This is a genomic window from Gordonia tangerina (genome assembly GCF_021556435.1).
GTDB lineage: Bacteria > Actinomycetota > Actinomycetes > Mycobacteriales > Mycobacteriaceae > Gordonia > Gordonia tangerina.
The window spans coordinates 1-16,991 of sequence record NZ_JAKGCU010000021.1 but is presented as its reverse complement, the minus strand read 5'-3'; the positions used below and the strand labels follow the sequence as shown (position 1 = coordinate 16,991).

15 protein-coding genes, 2 tRNA genes and 1 pseudogene are annotated in these 16,991 nt (G+C 65.7%); 8 read left to right on the top strand and 10 right to left on the bottom strand.

Annotated features, from left to right (window positions below; genetic code table 11):
* Nucleotide 1: 1 nt before the first annotated feature.
* A complete protein-coding gene (gene acpS, locus L1892_RS18675; RefSeq protein ID WP_235725204.1) occupies nt 2–394 on the top strand; it encodes a holo-ACP synthase AcpS in 393 nt (130 codons plus the stop codon).
* 69 nt (nt 395–463) lie between these two features.
* Here the strand turns inward: acpS and L1892_RS18670 are convergent, their stop codons facing one another.
* The 3 genes from L1892_RS18670 to bcp form a co-directional block, all read right to left on the bottom strand.
* Nucleotides 464–1,390 (bottom strand): hypothetical protein, encoded by a 927-nt coding sequence (locus L1892_RS18670; RefSeq protein ID WP_235725144.1) that lies wholly within the window; start codon nt 1,388–1,390, stop codon nt 464–466.
* 137 nt (nt 1,391–1,527) lie between these two features.
* A complete protein-coding gene (locus L1892_RS18665; protein WP_235725143.1) occupies nt 1,528–2,160 on the bottom strand; it encodes a TetR/AcrR family transcriptional regulator in 633 nt (210 codons plus the stop codon).
* 24 nt (nt 2,161–2,184) lie between these two features.
* Nucleotides 2,185–2,658, bottom strand: a complete 474-nt coding sequence (gene bcp / locus L1892_RS18660) for a thioredoxin-dependent thiol peroxidase (protein WP_235725142.1) — start codon at nt 2,656–2,658, stop codon at nt 2,185–2,187.
* A 259-nt stretch (nt 2,659–2,917) separates the two neighbouring features.
* On the opposite strand from bcp, the gene L1892_RS18655 reads away from it, so the two are divergent.
* The 6 genes from L1892_RS18655 to L1892_RS18630 all read left to right on the top strand — a co-directional run bounded on the left by L1892_RS18655 (nt 2,918) and on the right by L1892_RS18630 (nt 8,742).
* Nucleotides 2,918–3,139: a DUF3618 domain-containing protein gene (locus L1892_RS18655; protein ID WP_235725141.1), complete on the top strand. Its 222-nt coding sequence runs from the start codon at nt 2,918–2,920 to the stop codon at nt 3,137–3,139.
* Nucleotides 3,136–4,350 carry a L,D-transpeptidase gene (locus tag L1892_RS18650; RefSeq protein WP_372475236.1) on the top strand — a complete coding sequence of 405 codons (1,215 nt, stop codon included), beginning with the start codon at nt 3,136–3,138 and terminating at the stop codon, nt 4,348–4,350. Before L1892_RS18655 ends, L1892_RS18650 begins: the two co-directional genes overlap by 4 nt.
* A gap of 82 nt (nt 4,351–4,432) precedes the next feature.
* Nucleotides 4,433–4,508, top strand: a tRNA-Lys gene (locus L1892_RS18645).
* 193 nt (nt 4,509–4,701) lie between these two features.
* Nucleotides 4,702–5,922 carry a L,D-transpeptidase gene (locus L1892_RS18640; RefSeq protein ID WP_235725140.1) on the top strand — a complete coding sequence of 407 codons (1,221 nt, stop codon included), beginning with the start codon at nt 4,702–4,704 and terminating at the stop codon, nt 5,920–5,922.
* 102 nt (nt 5,923–6,024) lie between these two features.
* Nucleotides 6,025–7,167, top strand: a complete 1,143-nt coding sequence (locus tag L1892_RS18635; RefSeq protein WP_235725139.1) for an acyl-CoA dehydrogenase family protein — start codon at nt 6,025–6,027, stop codon at nt 7,165–7,167.
* A 78-nt stretch (nt 7,168–7,245) separates the two neighbouring features.
* A complete protein-coding gene (locus tag L1892_RS18630) occupies nt 7,246–8,742 on the top strand; it encodes a DUF4185 domain-containing protein (protein WP_372475234.1) in 1,497 nt (498 codons plus the stop codon).
* 41 nt (nt 8,743–8,783) lie between these two features.
* On the opposite strand, the gene L1892_RS18625 is transcribed toward L1892_RS18630, so the two are convergent.
* The 5 genes from L1892_RS18625 to L1892_RS18605 form a co-directional block, all read right to left on the bottom strand.
* Entirely contained in the window at nt 8,784–9,392 is a 609-nt protein-coding gene (locus L1892_RS18625) for a DUF8020 domain-containing protein (protein ID WP_235725138.1), read from the bottom strand.
* A 101-nt stretch (nt 9,393–9,493) separates the two neighbouring features.
* The gene (locus L1892_RS18620; RefSeq protein ID WP_235725137.1) at nt 9,494–11,551 is read right to left on the bottom strand and encodes a neutral/alkaline ceramidase; all 2,058 of its coding nucleotides are present in this window, start codon (nt 11,549–11,551) and stop codon (nt 9,494–9,496) included.
* Nucleotides 11,552–11,612: 61 nt separating this feature from the next.
* Nucleotides 11,613–12,233 (bottom strand): TetR/AcrR family transcriptional regulator, encoded by a 621-nt coding sequence (locus L1892_RS18615; RefSeq protein ID WP_372475232.1) that lies wholly within the window; start codon nt 12,231–12,233, stop codon nt 11,613–11,615.
* A gap of 33 nt (nt 12,234–12,266) precedes the next feature.
* Nucleotides 12,267–13,745, bottom strand: a complete 1,479-nt coding sequence (locus tag L1892_RS18610; RefSeq protein ID WP_235725135.1) for a flavin monoamine oxidase family protein — start codon at nt 13,743–13,745, stop codon at nt 12,267–12,269.
* Nucleotides 13,746–14,023: 278 nt separating this feature from the next.
* Entirely contained in the window at nt 14,024–14,185 is a 162-nt protein-coding gene (locus L1892_RS18605) for a hypothetical protein (protein WP_235725134.1), read from the bottom strand.
* A 296-nt stretch (nt 14,186–14,481) separates the two neighbouring features.
* Here L1892_RS18605 and L1892_RS18600 point away from each other — a divergent pair.
* Nucleotides 14,482–15,698 (top strand): annotated as a pseudogene (locus tag L1892_RS18600) (MFS transporter).
* A 76-nt stretch (nt 15,699–15,774) separates the two neighbouring features.
* Here L1892_RS18600 and L1892_RS18595 read toward each other — a convergent pair.
* Both L1892_RS18595 and orn read right to left on the bottom strand, forming a co-directional pair.
* Nucleotides 15,775–15,847, bottom strand: a tRNA-His gene (locus L1892_RS18595).
* Nucleotides 15,848–15,951: 104 nt separating this feature from the next.
* A complete protein-coding gene (orn, locus tag L1892_RS18590; protein ID WP_235725133.1) occupies nt 15,952–16,551 on the bottom strand; it encodes an oligoribonuclease in 600 nt (199 codons plus the stop codon).
* Nucleotides 16,552–16,991 lie beyond the last annotated feature (440 nt).

Sequence of the window (16,991 nt, the reverse complement as noted above, 5' to 3'; positions counted from 1 at the left end):
GATGAGCGTGCTGGGTGTGGGGATCGACATCGTGTCGATCCCGGAGTTCGGCGAGCAGTTGCGCCAACCCGGTACGACGTTCGCGGACCGGTTCACGGTTCGCGAACGTCGCGACGCCGCCGCCGGAACCGGAGACGAGGCCCGTCATCTCGCTGCGCGCTGGGCCGCGAAAGAGGCTGTGGTGAAGGCCTGGTCGGTGAGTCGGTTCTCCCGACAGCCGTTGCTGCCGTTGATCCGTCACAGCGACATCGAGGTCGTCACCGACAACTGGGGCCGCCCGGCCATCCGGCTCGGCGGTGAGATCGGCGACCTGCTCGCCGACACCCGGGTGCACATTTCGTTGACCCACGACGGTGACACCGCCGCTGCCGTCGCCATCCTCGAGGGCATCTGACGAGTTCGCGCGGCCGCTGATCAACCGCGCGTGAAATTTCACGCGCGAATGGTCGGCGGCCGCGCGAAGTCAGGCGGCCATCAGGTTCAGACGTGCGAGCCAAGCGCGGGCTTGCGCCGCTACGACTCCCTTTTCGAGATCCTTCCAGGTCCACCGGATCACCATGATGCCGAGCTTACGAAGGGCGTCCTCTCGGGTCTTCTCCCTCTTCATCGCCTGAAATGGTGTCTCACCAGGCTTGAGATGCTTGCGATATTTGACGTCCCCGTCGAACTCGGCCACGAGGAGCCCTGCCCAGTCGAAGTCAGTCCGGGCCACGTGTTCTCCGTCTTCGTCGTAGAACTCGTTCTGCAGGCGCGGGATCGGTAAACCGGCCTCGATGAGCTGAGCCCTGGACCACGATTCGCCGGGGTTCTCGGACGCGCCGTCCGCGTGGTGCAGCGCGCGTCGCGCCTGCCCTACGCCATGCCGGCGACGCCGGAGCATCGCGCGCATCACCTCACTATCGGCGCCTGCTCGCAGCGCTGAGTCGAACACGCTCAGCGCACCAGCGAACCCGTGCGGCGTCGTACACGCGACATCTACCGCGGTGCGTTCCAGCGACGTCACCCGGACGCCGTCCACAACGACGACCTCGGACTCGGTCAACGTTCCGGTGTGTTCGTGCCGGGTCGAGCTGCGATGCGCGCCCTGACTTCTGCCGGTCGTGGTGTGGACGCGCCGGAAGTTGGGTTTGAGCATCGCCAGCTGGTGCAGTGTCGCTGCGCTCTGATGACTGAGCGTGATCGGCTTGGTCGCCTGCTTACTCGCAGCGATCGCCGACAGCCGATGCAACTGCTCGGGTGTACGTTCGGCAGGTGTCACCGAGGCACCCGAACCGACGGATACCAGGTCGCCGCGTCGACGCGCTCGGGTCAGTTCGTTGTCGGTGTATCCGGCGGCGAGGGCTGTGGAACGAAAGATGAGGCCGTGCTCATCGGTGGGATAGGTGGTCATACCGATTGGACGCAGACCGACCGCCGCGGTGCCATCGAATTCTTGTCGCGCGCCTGCTGATCAACCGCGCGCGCAATTTCACGCGCGAGAAGTTGCCGGGCGCGCGAACTGGGTGGACCCGCGCGAACCAGCCGACCTCACTCCTCCGCTGTGGTCTCCTCGAGAAGCAGGTAGCCGGCCAGCATGCGCTTGAGTTCGGCGACCGTCTCGTCGTGGTCGTGACCATCCTGGACGGAGAAACTGAGCACCGAGTACGCCGTGTGTACGAGCACCTGCGACATCATCTCGCGCCGGTTGCGCTGGGTCGGGGTGAGCGGGGCGAGGATGCGGGCGACCTGATCGGCGAGTGCGCGTTCGTTCTCCGACGCCGTTGCGCGGGTGGCCGGCGTGGACTGGACCGCCAGCCACACCGCCCGCCGCGAGGGATCGTCGCGCCAGAGTGCAGCGAGATGGTCCAGGAACCTCTCGAGGAGGTGGGGCCACTCCAGTGACGGGATCTCGGTGGAGAAGGCGGCGAGTTCGTCTTGGACGCCGACGGTGTCCTGTCGATCGAGCTCACATACGATGACGTACTTGTTGGCGAAGTACTGATACAGCGTCCCGATCGGCACCTCGGCCCGCGATGCGATCTCCTCGCACGTCAGCGACTCGAAGCCCACCTCGATGAGCAGATCGCGTGCGGCGGACAGCATCGCAGAGAACTTCTTCTTGCTGCGCTCCTGTGTGGGGCGTTTACGCGGGAGCAGCGGCTCGGCAAGGGGTGCGGACATCGTCGTCGGTCTTGCGGGCGACCGTCACACCGACAGGTCGCGACGCAGCTTGGCGACGTGGCCGGTGGCTCGGACGTTGTACTGGGCGGCGGCGATCGTGCCGTTCTCGTCGACCAGGAAGGTCGATCGGATGACCCCGGTGACCGTCTTGCCGTACATCTTCTTCTCCCCGAATGCCCCCCATTCGGTGAGCACCTTCTTCTCCGGGTCCGACAGCAGCGGGAACGTCAGACCCTCGTCGGCGACGAACTTCGCCAGCTTGGCCGGTTTGTCCGGGGAGATCCCGACGACATCGATGCCGGAATCGTTGAGTTCGGCGAGGTTGTCGCGAAAATCACATGCCTGCTTGGTGCAGCCGGGAGTTGCAGCTGCTGGATAGAAGTAGACGATGACCTTCCGGCCGGCGTAGTCGGACAAAGACACCGCGTTGTCCTGGGCGTCGGGAAGGGTGAACGCGGGGGCGGGGTCTCCGACGGACAGCCGCGTGGTTGCTGACATGTAGGTCAGGCTAGTCGATCGTCGATGGAGATCACCTGTGGTCACCGGGGTGGGTTGTCGCGAACGCCCGGATCGGTGTCGGCCGACACGGAGGTTCGTCGCGCCGTCCACCGGGCGCGACGTCGCCCATGCCGTACCCTCGAAAAGTCGAGTGCGACGCGCGGCGACCTGGGTCGCAGACTCTCGGGCCCGCGTGACTCGAGCCCGTCGTGAACAGGTGAACGCAACCGCAGTGCCGTCGACCATTGGGAGGAACCACGTGTCCGGGGATACCGAACGTATCGAGCAGGAGATCGCGCAGGCGCGAGAAGATCTCGCCAAGACCCTGGACACGTTGGCCGAGCGCACGAGTCCGCAACGGCTGGCCGCCGACGCCAAGGAGAAGGCGGTGGCGACATTGAACTCGCCGGCGGTCAAGTATGCGTTGGCCGGTGTCGGTGCCGTCGTGGTGGTCCTGGTGGTTCGAAAGATCATGAAGTGACGCCGGCCCGCGGCGAGACGCCGCGGACCGTCCGCGCCCGCGGCGCCGCGGCGGCAATCGTCGTGGTGGCGGCCAGCCTGGCCGGATGCTCACTGGCGCCGGGCTACCCCGATACCGTCACCGATGCGCAGAGCCTCGATTCGCTGGCACAACCGACCATCTCGGTGACCGGGTGGGGCGACACCCCGATGAACGACAACGCCGTCGGCGTGATGCCCGGCGCGCCGATCACCGTGACCGCTCGTGACGGCAGTCTGTCGTCGGTGGTGATCGCCGGGCCCGATGGCCCGGTCGCGGGATCGACGTCCGCGGACGGGTCCCGGTGGACCTCGTCCGGGGCATTGGACTTCGGGACGGATTACACGTTGAACGCCGCGGCACGCGGTGTCGACGGCGTCGGCGCGCGCAAGATCGGCTTCACCACCGCGTCGGCCGAGTCGCTGGCATATGCGTCCACGGTGACCGCCGACGGTGAGACGGTCGGCATCGGACAACCCGTCGCGATCAACTTCGACACACCCGTAGCCGACAAACGCAACGCGCAGAACGCGATCACCGTGACCACCGACCCGCCGGTGCAGGGCGCGTTCTATTGGATCAACGACAGCATGGTGCGGTGGCGGCCCGAGCATTTCTGGGCGCCCGGCACCAAGGTCAAGGTCAGCGTCGACGCCAAGGGGGTCGATCTCGGGGACGGTGTGTTCGGGGACAACAATCTGACGTCGAATTTCACGGTCGGTCGCAGCCTCGTCGCGGTCGCCGACGACGACACCGAGCAGATCACCGTGTCGGTGAACGGCAAGGTGGTCAAGACGATGCCCACTTCGATGGGCAAAGACGCCACCCCCACCAACACCGGCACCTACATCGTCGCCGAACGCGAGCCCAGCGTGATCATGGACTCGTCGACCTATGGAGTGCCGGTCAACTCGGCCGAGGGGTACCGGGAGACCGTCTATGACGCCACCCGGATTTCCTTCAGCGGCATCTACGTGCACTCGGCACCGTGGTCCCTCGGCGATCAGGGGGTCGACGATGTGAGCAACGGGTGTCTGAACGTGAGCCCGGCCAACGCGAAGTGGTTCCTCGATCACGCGCTGCGCGGTGACATCGTTCAGGTCAAGAACACCGTGGGCCCACCGCTCCCCGGCGACGACGGGCTCGGGGATTGGAACATCCCGTGGTCGGTGTGGAAGAAGGGTAACGCCTGATCCGCCTGTGGTTCCCGGCGTTGCGAGGAGGCGATTTCACTTCTGTCGCCCCGACATGTAAGGTTCCTTCTCGCACCGGCAAGCGCCATTAGCTCAATTGGCAGAGCAGCTGACTCTTAATCAGCGGGTTCGGGGTTCGAGTCCCTGATGGCGCACCAGACATTCAAGACGCCCCGCGTAGCGCGGGGCGTCTTTTCTGTCGAGAAGGCTCCGAGTCGGACACCCGATCGACTCGGACAATCCGGCCACGGATTGTCTCGTACACTTGAGATCGACCGTGCTCTCGAGGGGGAGATCCTTACGTCGTCGACGTCGCACGGTGAGTTCGTAGGTGTTCCCAGGAGGAGATTCATGCGGATCAGTCGTACCCGCACCGGCCGGCGGTCACCGCTGGCCCTGTTCGGCGTTCTCGCCGCCGTCATCGCCATGGTGTCCGCGTGTTCTCAGGACGCGACGTACTCGTCTGATGTCAGCAGCTCCAACCTGTTTGACGACATGCTGCGGCCGGGTATGACCGTCACCGAGTTGGCCAACCGGCCGTTGGCCGACCAAGCGGTCGGTATCCAGCCGGGTGCGCCGATCACGGTCGCGGCCAGCGAGGGTTCGATCACCGGAGTTCGTATCGACAAGTCGGACGGCTCGCCGGTCAAGGGCGTGTTGTCGGAGGACGCCACCACGTGGACCAGTGCCGAGCCCCTGGGATACAACCGCACCTACACGTTGCAGGCCGACGCCGTGGGCATCGGCGGCCGCACCACCAAGCGGGTGTCGTTCACCACTCAGGCCCCCAACAACCTCACGCTGCCGTATCTGACTCCGTCGCCGGGCGAGACCGTCGGCGTCGGCCAGCCGGTCGCGATCAAGTTCGACGAACCGATCCCGAACCGCAAGGCCGCCCAGGACGCCATCAGGATCACGACCAACCCGCCGGTGGAGGGCGCCTTCTACTGGATCAGCGACTCCGAAGTCCGGTGGCGCCCACAGAACTATTGGGAGAGCGGCACCAAGGTCGACGTTGCGGTCAACACCTACGGCATCGACCTCGGCGACGGGCTGTTCGGTCAACAGAATGTGAAGACCAACTTCACCATCGGTCGTTCGATGATCATCACCTCCGACGACAACACCAAGCAGGTGACGTTCGCACGCGACGGCAACGTCATCCGCTCGATGCCGACATCGATGGGCAAGCCGGGGCACGAGACCGACAACGGGGTCTACCTGGTGTCGGACAAGCATGAGCACATCATCATGGACTCGTCGACCTACGGCGTCCCGATCAACGCTGCCGAGGGATATCGCACGCCGGTCGACTATGCAACCCGGATGTCCTACAGCGGCATCTTCTTCCACTCGGCGCCGTGGTCGGTGTGGGCGCAGGGCAATACCAACACCAGCCATGGCTGTCTGAATCTGAGCCCCGACGACGCGTTGTGGGTTATGCAGAACACCCTGCGCGGCGACCCGGTCATCGTGAAGAACACCGGGGGCGGGACCCTGTCCGGGACCGACGGTCTCGGCGACTGGAACATCCCGTGGTCGGAGTGGTCGAAGGGCAACGCCGACGCCTGAGTCGGTCAACCGGAGCGGTCGGGCTCCGGCCGCGCGCCAACTATGCCATCGATCACTGTTACGATCGGCGATGACAATCTCGCCGATCGTGAAGGATGCCTGATGACCGACCGCTCTGCCTGGGAAACCGACGAACTCGCCGCTCTGCGCGATCTGTCCCGCAGCTTCTGCGAGAAGGAGATCAAGCCCAACATCGAGCGGTTCATCGACCAGCACCACGTGGACCGTGAGTTGTGGAACAAGGCGGGGGAGCTCGGCCTGCTGTGCATGTCGATCCCGGAGGAATACGGCGGCGGTGGCGGAACCTTCGCCCATGAAGCGGTGCTGATCGAGGAGCAGGCGCGGATCGCTGATTCGTCGTGGGGTGCGAGCCTGCACAACGGCATCGTCGCGCACTACCTGCTCGCCTACGGGTCCGAGGAGCAGAAGCAGACCTGGTTGCCGAAGATGGCCAGCGGCGAGGTGGTCGGCGCGATCGCGATGACCGAACCCGGTACCGGTTCGGATCTGCAGAATGTCAAGACCAAGGCGAGCCGGCAAGGTGACGAGTACGTCATCGACGGATCGAAGACCTTCATCACCAACGGTGGCCAGGCCGACCTGATCATCGTCGTCGCGAAGACCGACGTCGGCGAGGGTGCCAAGGGCATCTCGTTGATTCTGGTCGAAGCCGAACGCGAGGGGTTCCGACGCGGTCGCGTCCTCGACAAGGTCGGCCAGCGCGGGCAGGACACCTCCGAGCTGTTCTTCGACGGTGTCCGCGTACCGACCTCGAATCTGCTGGGCGCCGAGGAGGGGCAGGGCTTCATCCAGCTGATGCAGCAGCTTCCGCAGGAACGGTTGATCATCGCGGTGGCCTCGGTCGCCGGGATGGAAGCGGCCGTGGCGCAGACCCTGGAGTACACCAAGGACCGCACCGCATTCGGACGCCCGATCTTCGGCTTCCAGAACACGAAGTTCAAACTCGCCGAGGCGGCCACCGAGACGCGTATCGCGCGAGTGTTCGTCGATGATTGCATCGTCAAGCACCTCGACGGACGTCTCGACATCCCCACGGTGGCGATGGCCAAGTGGTGGACCAGTGATCGGGCCATGGTGGTCGCCGACGAATGCCTGCAGCTCTTCGGCGGCTACGGCTACATGAACGAATATCCCATCGCGCGCATGTGGGCCGACAACCGGGTACAGAAGATCTATGCGGGCACCAACGAGATCATGAAGGAGATCATCGCCCGGTCCCTGTGAGGTCATCGGTGCGCGTGCCACCCGATCAGACGTGACGGGTGTTACATTCTCTCCTGACCTGGGGTCGAGGAGGGACTGATGATGCGGTGCGCGCGCTCGGTGGGTGTGCTGGGCGTCTGCGTGGGTCTGGCCGCGGCGATGCTCGGCACGACGCCGGCCGTCGCCGACGGATCACCGACACCGCCGTGGTTACCCAGCTCGGGCTGCGCGGCAGATCTACCGCCGAAGCCGTCGCCGGCGCCATTCGATCCACGTGAGCTGATCCCGGACCGGATCGGCATCCCTCTGCCGTATCCGCGCATCGTGCCGGTGCCGGAGCCCGAATCGGCGGCGGAACCGCCTACCCGCATACCGTCTGAGTTGCCCCCGCAGGACCCGTGCACCGACCCGTGTCCGGACATCACCGACCCGCCCGGGCCGCACGACGTCGGGCCGGCGTTGTCCATCGAGTTCCCCAAGATCACCCTCGATCCCGCTCCCCAGGACATCCCGGTGCCGGTCCCCAACCCGGACCCGGCGCCGCTCCCGCCGCGGCCGCCGGTGGTGCATCCGGGCACGGCGTCGGCGCCGGTGAGTGCCAAGCCGAGCGCACCTCGGGTCGCCGAGGTCGACTTCGTGTCGACGCTCACCGGTAAGGGTTCGACCAGCCGCACCGACAAGCGGTGGCAGGTCAACGGCACCGACTTGGGCATCATGTGGGAGTCCGAGCCGGGTCGGATCGCGATCGCCTTCGGCGACACCTTCGGTCGGGGGTTCACTCCGCCGGGGGCCAACGGTGGTGACTGGCGCAGCAACGTGCTCGGCTTCAGTTCCGACCGCCGGCTCGATGACGGGATGTCGATCGACACCATGGTGCAGGACAGTCGCTGTCATGCGGCGCAGGTGCTGCGCGCCCGTCACGTCAACCGCTACGAGATCACCACCATCCCGACGTCGGGTTTCGCCCTCGGCGACCGGCAGTACATGAGCTACATGTCGGTTCGCACGTGGGGACCGATCCCCGGTGTGTGGCTGACCAATCACGGCGGGTTGGCCTATTCCGACGACGATGGCTCCACCTGGACCAAGGATCCGTACGCACGCTGGGACAATCTGTTGGGCACCAGCAGATTCCAGGTCTCGTCAATGGTTCCGCACGCCGGTTACGTCTACATGTTCGGCACGCCCACGTCGCGCATCGGCACGGTGGGCCTGGCCCGCGTGCGCGCCGACGACGTGCTCAACAAGACGGCCTACCAATACTGGCGCGACGGCCGATGGGTGCCGACCCGGGACGGGGACGTGGCGTCGCCGCTGTTCGCCGGCGCCGCCGGAGAGGTGTCGGCGCGCTACGACACCGCCTCGCAGCGGTGGCAACTGAGCTACCTCGACGCATTCCGCGGAGCCATTGTGCTGCGTACGGCGCGTTCACCGCAGGGACTGTGGTCGGAGCCCGCCGAACTGGTGCACTCGGCCCGCTATGCCCAGCTCTACGGTGGGTTCCTGCACCCGTGGTCGACTGGTCGCGACCTGTACTTCACCATGTCGACCTGGACGCAATACAACGTCTCGCTGATGCGCGCCACGTTGCGGTGACACGCCTCCGCGGGACCTGAGATGCTCCCGGGGGACCGGGATTACGGCGTATTGATCCAGGTCAGGATTGCCTGTCCGGCCTGCGGGTCCCCGTTGTTGATCCCGACGACAGCTCCTATGGCCGCGCCCACGCCGGCGCCCCAGATGCAGCCGACCAGCACCAGACATCCCACTATGAGTCCGACGATCGCGCCGACTGCGGTGGCCACGCCGCCGCCGCGATTCCACCCGTTGTTGATGTGCCAGATCATCTTCTGGTAGGCGCGATCCTTCTTGGCCGATGCCGGATGCATGCCTGCCGCGATCGCGGCGCGGATCTCCGGGGTGATCTGCGGCGCCAGGGTTGCGGTGGTCCGATCTGCGCTGACCGTTGTGCGCAGTGGGACGTCGACCCCGTTGAGTGGGATCGACAGAGCGATTCGGTCGATGGTGTTGCCGTGCCGGTCGAGCACTGTCAGCCCATTGGTGTCGTGCTGACCAAAGGTGGCGTTGGTCAGCACCGAGGTGATCGACGCGCCGTCGGTGGACGCGAATGTGTGATGGCTCGCTGCGAGCGATGTCGGCGCGCCGTGTGCGGTAGCGGTGGCCACGGTGAGCAAAGTTGTGACCACGCCGGCAAGCGTCAGGACGACGAGTCTCATGATCTTCATGCGGTGGCGTTCCTGTTCGTGAGTGTCGTGCGGTGCAAGGTGAATCCCGGTGCGTGCCGGTGAATCCTGTTGACCCTATCGCGTTGGGTGGTGGCGGCCGATCAGCCGACGACGAAGCCGGGGGAGACGCCGTGGATCGGGCGCGTGCTGCCGTCGGCGCCGCGAGCGTCACCGCGATAACGAATGCGGAAGCGGCCGACGGTCCGTGCCGGGATCGTCCACTCGATCCGGACGATCGATGCGTCATTCTGGCCGGCCGGCCGCCGCCAGCGCAGTGTGGTCTCCCAGTCGTTGTCGTCGGCGACGGTGGCCCAACCCGTTGCGGTTCTGCGCTGCACCTCCAGATAGGTGCCCTCGGTGTGGAAGTCGTTGTTGGGGTGCGCGCCGACGAACTCGACGGCGGCCACTTTACCCGTGCGGTAGCGGGGCTCCGGCGCAGCCAGGACGTCGCCGTAGGCGTGCCCGGCCATGGGCTGGTCGGGAGGTGGTGGTGGTAGCAGATCGGGTTGGAAACCGGACTTGTCCAGCGGAGCCGGCCCTCGGCCGGGCGGGGTGCCCGACGCCATGGCGGCGGCGAGAGAGTGGAATTCCTGCTGATAGGCCGACAACGTCCAGCGACCGTACTGTGTCTCACCACCTTCGTACTGCTGGGAGTCGTACTCCTCGGGCGTCGTCACGTATTGCGTGTAGGCATTCGAATAGCCCTGGATGAGGACGTTGTCCACGCTGACCCGGAGCGCATCGGCGACAACGGTGCGCAGCCGCAATCCGGCGACGATGGTCACCTCGGCCGGAATGGCGACCAACACGAGTTCGCCGATGCGCAGCAGCTGCAGTGGAACCACGTGCGGGATCCACGGGGCGGGCGGGAGCAGGCCGAGTGGAAAGGCGATCAGCTTGGGCGCCTGCATGTCGCGCATCCACGGGGACACTGGCGGATGCTTGTCGCCGCCGAAGGCCGCGACCACCGGGTTCGTGGCGCCCTCCTGAAGAAACCCGAGTTGGGAACGCCAGTTGTCCTCCGTGCTGGTGGCCGCGCCGGCCGCGCCCATCATGGCCGGCGTCGTCGCGGCCGGTTTACCCTCCGGGGTGTACATGCCGTCGATCCGGATCGCGGACATGTCGACGTAGCGCACGATCGAGTCGACACCGCCACGGGTCATCGGCCGGGCCGAGTCGAATGCGCTGCGGCCGGCGAGATACTGGCGCTCGCCGACGATCTCGCAGTTGCGTTTGTTGTCGTCGGTCGGCCCGCTCGGATGCATCTTGATCAGGTTGAGATTCGGCGTCATGTCGCCGCTGTTGGTCTGCGGAAATGCTGCGACGAATCCCGGCGATGTGCTCTCCCAGCGGTAGCTCGCGTAACCCTTGTTGTCTCCGGCGATGAGCCGGTTGCGGTCGGTCAGCGAGGTACCGTGCGTCGAGAACCAGGTGATGGCGCCGACGTCGGTGCCGCCCCGGCTCAGGCGTAGCACGGTGACAGCCGGGTCGATCGCGCCGGGAAACTGCCGGCGCTCGGCAGTGGGATTGAGGTCGAAGGCAACCCGAGAACGGTTGCGGCTCGCGTCGTGCAGTTCGCCGCGGCCCAGCGAAATCGTTCCGGGCGCGAGGTCGTCGTGGGCGCGGGCGATGGCGGTGACGATACCGTTGACCTCTGCGTCATAGGAGTTCTTCTTGAAGCCGTACGCGGCCAGCGAATACGCGAAATCCCACGCGGTGCCACCACACGACGCGTGCGTGTGGGTGGCGTTGAGGTTCACATTGCGCTCGGTGTAGAGATCGCCGAAACGCTTGTGCAGCAATGGCATCACACCCATGTGGTGCGACTGGAACAGGCAGGCGATGTCGCTGGTGACAAACACGACGCGTTCCCCGGTCGCCCGATCGACGATGATGTAGGCGCGCGCCCAGCATCGTTGCAGGAGGCCGGCGGCAACCTGATCGGCGTCGGAATAGCCCATCATGCCCTGGCCCGCGATTGCGCCGGTCATGTCGGCGATACCCCGGCCGATCAGATAGCCGTCGGCACCGTTGCCCCCTGCCGGCGCCTGACCGCTCGGCGTCGCACTCGCTGTCGATTGTCCGGCAACGAGTGCGACGCCGCCCCCGACGGTGGTCGCTGCTGCTCCCAAGAGCAGTGATCTCCTGGTCACTTCCATGTCGCCCCCTGTGTGGTTGTGATGTGGTGCGACGACGCTGTCGCGGTCGATGACGCCGCGGTCACCTCCGGACGACGTGTCCGAGCATCAAGGTGACGGTCGCCTCGGCGATCCGATCGCAGATCGATCTGTCCCGGGTGTTGAGGTAGGCCAGCGTGATCCCGTCGGTGGCCGCCACCACCAGGGGAGCGAGGTCGACGACGGGTCTGTCCCACTCGACGTGCGCCTGCGCCGCCGCCCGGGCCAGGCCCTCGGCGATGGCCGCGTAGTACCGGCGGTACATGTCGGCGCCGAGCCAGGCGAGATCGCTGGTCTGGCGCGCGTACTGGTTGAGCGAGATCATCGCCTGTTCGCGGTCGGGGTCGGCCACCACACCATCGATGTAGCCGAACAGACTCTCCCGCAACATGAGCCGGATGCCGTCGTATCCGTCGACGAGATCCTCGGCGGCCGCCGACAACGCCTCGGCGATCACCGAGATCTCGTTGTCGGTGCCACGTGCGACCAGTGCGGCGAGGAGATCGTCGCGCGACTCGAAGACGTAGTGGAAGGTCGACAGTGTCACCTGGGCCTCGCTGCTGATGGCTCGGGTGGTTGCGCCGTCGACGCCGCTACGTGCGATGACCCGAAACGCAGCGTCGAGCAACAGGTCTCGTCGTTTCTCTACGGGCATTCGAGCCATCATGTGTCCTTGCTGTACCGGATGGAGGATCGGTTAGTTCAGCGAGCCGAGTACTTCTTGTGCTGCGCGCTTGCCCGAACGGACAGCGCCATCCATGTAGCCGGTCCAGTAGTCGGCTGTCTCGGTACCCGCCCAGTGGACCGGACCGACCGGCGCGCGCAGCGCGGGACCGTAGGTGGTCAGGGTTCCCGGCGATGAGACCGCCACCGGGCCACCTTGGGCCCACGGGTCGAGGTCCCATTTGTAGATGCCGTGATCGATGAAATCGCGTGCTTCGGGGCCGAAGTAGTCGACGAAGTTGCCGATGCACTCGCGGACGATCTGGGATTCCGGTGCCCGGTCCAGCCGTCGCATGGCGTCCGCGGAGATGAACCCCATCAGGATGTGTCGATCCTCGGCGTAGCTTTCGAAGGTGACATCGATGGGTCGACCGTTGCCGTATACCTGGCCGGACAGGCCCTTGTCGCGCCAGAAAGGACGGCGGTACAGCGCCGCGAACTTGCTGACCGCGCCCATGTGATAGCCCCTGGTGATGCCGATCCGGGCGGCCGGGAGTCCGGGAGAGTACCTGATCTGATCGCTGATGGCCGGCGACATCGCGACTATCACCTTGCGTGCGCGGAAGGTTCCGGCGGTGCTGGTCACCGTCGCGATCTCGCTGGTGAAGTCGATGGACCGTACCGGGGCGTTGTAGACCATCCGGTCGCCGAGGGCCCGCGCCATCCGCAGTGGGATGAGTGCGGCGCCCCCTTCGAAGAGGCTCTCCTGGGCGCCGTCGTCGGTGCTCAACAAGCGGATGAGGGTGCCGGGGTTGTTCTCGTCGCCGGACGCGGCGATGTAGTTCAGGAAGTACAGAGCCGAGACCTCGTCCGGGCGGACCGACAGCGGCGCAGACATGGCCACCTGCATCAGCGCCCGGGCGGTCGATGTCGTCGCGATCTGGTGGCTGTACTGCTCCCAGGTCAACGAGTCGAGGTAGCGCGCATTGGGATGCTTCCACGGCTCGCCGACCGGGAAACCGGCCAACGCGTCGGCCTGGGCCCTGGCGAGACCAGCCCCCGCCTGCAGCGTCTCGGCTTGCAGCGGCAGCGGCAAAGCGGCCGGCATGCGTGAACTCTGACCGCTGTTCCAGAAGATGCTGTCGCCCTGGTTGTAGGTGGGGATGGTGCGCACGTCGTACTCGCGGGCAAGGGCGGCGATGTGATTTTGCGTCGGTCCGATGAACTCGGCCCCGGCATCCAGGGTGGCCCCGAGTTTCGGTGAGGAGATGTTGTGGACGCGGCCGCCGGCCCGCTCCCGAGCCTCGAGTACCACCACCGAGGCGCCCGCGGCGACGAGGGACTTGGCGGCGGCCAACCCGGAGAGCCCACCGCCGACGACGATGGCGTCGACGGTGTCGCCGGGTAGGGCGCGTGCACGGCCGATCCCGCCCAACGCGGACGCACCTACTGCGGCCCCCGCCGCGGCCAGTGTTGTACCGAGCAAACGCCGACGTGAGATGTCCTGGCTCATGGCGACCTTCCGTGCCGTGGACCCGCTGGTCCTGGGTGTGCGAGCAACGCTATCGACGCAATGTTTAGGTCATTTGACCTGAAGTAACGGCATGGTAACAGGTCGGTGTGGCGCTCGTCGCACCTTCTGGCTGGTACCCGATCGCCAGCGCATGCGCCCTGTTGGAGGCAGGGCAACGAAAGATCCACCCTCTCGGGTCCGCGGCGGGCGTCGTGGTGACGCGACAGCCGGGTCGGGAGGGTGGATCTCGGAGAGCGTCCGGATGAGGTCCGGGTGTGTCAGGCGTGGTCGGCAATAATCGATGCAGCCTGATCCGCGTCGACGTTCTTGGCGATCAGCTTGGCGTTTTTGGTCTTTCGGATGGAGTACAGTCCGTCCTTCTTGGCGTGTGCGACGTGCAGTCCGGCCTTCTTCGCTGCCTTGTTCAGGTCCTCGAGCATGGCGGCGATGGTACGGCATGAACGTGAACGTTTCGTGCCGGTGCAGCGGCGGGTTGCCCAGGGGTGCGTTGAGGGGTGGGGAGTCGTCGAAAAATGTTGCATCACAACAGTTCTGATGTCACGTCGAGGTGAGGGGCGGCACCTCACACGCGGTGCGCGGGGGTGTGCGGGCACCTTGATGGTCGTGTAACCGGATGCATACCTGGTAACGAACCGTTCATACCTTCATCGCGTACTTCTCGGGCAGCGTCGCCCAGTTCACTGTCGCCACTTCCCACCGACGAAAGTACCTTGAGATGACTTCAACCCTGGAATCTTCGCGCACCTCCGACGAGGTATTGCTCGATCAGCAAGGTCATTGGATCCGCCACTGGCAGCCCGACGATCCGACGTTCTGGAACAGGATCGGCAAGAAGGTCGCCTTCAAGAACCTCTGCTTCTCGATCTTCGCCGAGCACATCGGATTCTCGGTGTGGTTGCTGTGGAGCATCGTGGTGGTGCAGATGACCGCCAACTCCGATGGCACCGCGGCCGCATCCGGTCCAATCCTGACATCCCGTTCGCTCTGCTGCTGGTGATCGCGGCGACTGCAGGTTTCGGCGGCGGCAACTTTGCCTCCTCGATGGCCAACATCTCCTTCTTCTACCCGGAGAAGGAGAAGGGCTGGGCCCTCGGACTGAACGCAGCCGGCGGAAACATCGGTGTGGCGGTTGCGCAGAAGATCATCCCGACCATCGTGGTCATCGGCGGCGGGGTCACCCTGTCCTATGCCGGCTTGTTCTATGCGCCACTGGCCGTGGGCGCCGCAGTGCTCGCGTTCTTGTTTATGAACAACCTGTCGGAGGCGAAAGCAGATGTGAAGCCGGTGTGGGACTCGCTGCGCCACCAGGAGACGTGGGTGATGTCACTGCTCTACATCGGTACGTTCGGGTCGTTCATCGGCTACTCTGCGGCCTTCCCGAGCCTGCTGAAGGCGGTGTTCGACCGTGGCGACATCGCGCTCACCTGGGCGTTCCTGGGGGCCGGCATCGGATCGATCGCCCGGCCGCTGGGTGGCAAGCTCTCCGACGTGATCGGCGGCGCGCGAATCACCGCGTTCAGCTTCGTCGCACTGGCAGTGGGTGCGGCCATCGCTCTGTGGTCGGTCAAGGCCGAGAACCTGCCGGTGTTCTTCGCCGCTTTCATGCTGCTGTTCGTCGCGACCGGCATCGGCAACGGCTCCACCTACCGGATGATCTCCAAGATCTTCCGCGTCAAGGGTGAGGATGCCGGAGGGACGCCCGAGATCATGACGAACATGCGGCGCCAGGCGGCCGGTGCCCTGGGCATCATCTCGTCGGTCGGTGCGTTCGGCGGTTTCATCGTGCCGCTGGCCTACGCGTGGTCCAAGAGCGCATTCGGCAACATCGAACCCGCGCTGTGGTTTTACGTCTTCTTCTTCATCGCGCTGCTGGGGGTGACCTGGTACAACTACATCCGTCCGAGCACGCGGATGGCGCAGGCCGGAGTCTGAGCCGCGACAACTCCTGGTCCACTGACGACGATGGCCCCCGGTCCGCTCGATGCGGACCCGGGGGCCATCATGTCGGGGTGGATGACGGGACTCGAACCCGCGACAGCCAGGATCACAACCTGGTGCTCTACCAACTGAACTACATCCACCATCGGCGTCCGTCACCCAGGATTTCTCACCGGGCCCCAGAGCCAGGGACTTACTCTAGCGGGTCGAGGTGGCCGAACTCCAATCGGTCCCGCATCGCGCGTGTTCACGCAGGTCCGAGGTCTTTCACGATCGTCGCGAGCTCGTCGGCCTCCGGTCCGGGAGCCGCCACGAACGCGGCGGCACGGTAGTACTTCAGTTCGCGGATCGACTCACGGATGTCGGCGAGTGCGCGATGGGCCAGGCCCTTCTCCGGCTGGCCGAAGTAGATCTTGGGATACCAGCGACGGCACAGCTCCTTGATCGAGCTCACGTCGACCATCCGGTAGTGGAGGTAAGCGTCGAGTTCGGGCATGTCGCGGGCGATGAATCCCCGGTCGGTGGCGATGGAGTTACCGGCCAGCGGGACCGCGCCCGCGGTGGACACCTGGGTGCGGATGTAATCGAGTACCTGCTTCTCGGCCTCGGCGAGGGTGGTGGTCGACGCCCGCACCTCCTCGGTGAGGCCGGAGGCCGCATGCATCTTGGTGACCACATCCGGCATCGCCGCGAGGTCCTCGTCGGATGCGTGGATCACGATGTCCACGCCGTCGCCGAGCACATTGAGTTCGCTGTCGGTAACCAGCGCGGCGATTTCGATCAATTTGTCGGACTCGACCCGCAGACCTGTCATCTCGCAGTCGATCCACACCAGTTTGTCCTGCACGCGGTCAACCTTAGCCGCCGTCGCGCGTACGGTATCGCGTCACCGGTGCCGACGATTCCGGCCCGATGTTCCGGCGGAGGGGTCCACGGGACTGCTGATCGAGTGGCCCGGCGTGCCAGCGCAGGGTTGACCGGCTGCTGATCGAGTGGGCCGATGTGCCGGCGCAGGGTTGACCGGCTGCTGATCGAGTGGGCCGATGTGTCGGCGGAGGGTTGACCGGCTGCTGATCGAGTGGGCCGATGTGCCGGCGCTGGGTTGACCGCTGCTGATCGAGTGGCCCGGGGCGCTAGCCGAGGGCGTATCGAGATCCCTGCACCACTCAGTACGGTGGTGGGTTCTGTGTGTTCCAGCGTTCCATGGCGCGGGTGTCGGCGCGCTCTACCGATTTCGCGCGTTGGCCGCGGAGGGTGTCGATGCGTTGTCGGGCGGGGTCATCGGGT

Excerpts from the sequence above, each read along its gene's own strand:
- acpS (WP_235725204.1), top strand. The coding sequence starts at position 2 with ATGAGCGTGCTGGGTGTGGGGATCGACATCGTGTCGATCCCGGAGTTC.
- L1892_RS18670 (WP_235725144.1), bottom strand. The coding sequence starts at position 1,390 with ATGACCACCTATCCCACCGATGAGCACGGCCTCATCTTTCGTTCCACA.
- L1892_RS18665 (WP_235725143.1), bottom strand. The coding sequence starts at position 2,160 with ATGTCCGCACCCCTTGCCGAGCCGCTGCTCCCGCGTAAACGCCCCACA.
- bcp (WP_235725142.1), bottom strand. The coding sequence starts at position 2,658 with ATGTCAGCAACCACGCGGCTGTCCGTCGGAGACCCCGCCCCCGCGTTC.
- L1892_RS18640 (WP_235725140.1), top strand. The coding sequence starts at position 4,702 with ATGCGGATCAGTCGTACCCGCACCGGCCGGCGGTCACCGCTGGCCCTG.
- L1892_RS18635 (WP_235725139.1), top strand. The coding sequence starts at position 6,025 with ATGACCGACCGCTCTGCCTGGGAAACCGACGAACTCGCCGCTCTGCGC.
- L1892_RS18630 (WP_372475234.1), top strand. The coding sequence starts at position 7,246 with ATGATGCGGTGCGCGCGCTCGGTGGGTGTGCTGGGCGTCTGCGTGGGT.
- L1892_RS18625 (WP_235725138.1), bottom strand. The coding sequence starts at position 9,392 with ATGAAGATCATGAGACTCGTCGTCCTGACGCTTGCCGGCGTGGTCACA.
- L1892_RS18620 (WP_235725137.1), bottom strand. The coding sequence starts at position 11,551 with ATGGAAGTGACCAGGAGATCACTGCTCTTGGGAGCAGCAGCGACCACC.
- L1892_RS18615 (WP_372475232.1), bottom strand. The coding sequence starts at position 12,233 with ATGGCTCGAATGCCCGTAGAGAAACGACGAGACCTGTTGCTCGACGCT.
- L1892_RS18610 (WP_235725135.1), bottom strand. The coding sequence starts at position 13,745 with ATGAGCCAGGACATCTCACGTCGGCGTTTGCTCGGTACAACACTGGCC.
- L1892_RS18605 (WP_235725134.1), bottom strand. The coding sequence starts at position 14,185 with ATGCTCGAGGACCTGAACAAGGCAGCGAAGAAGGCCGGACTGCACGTC.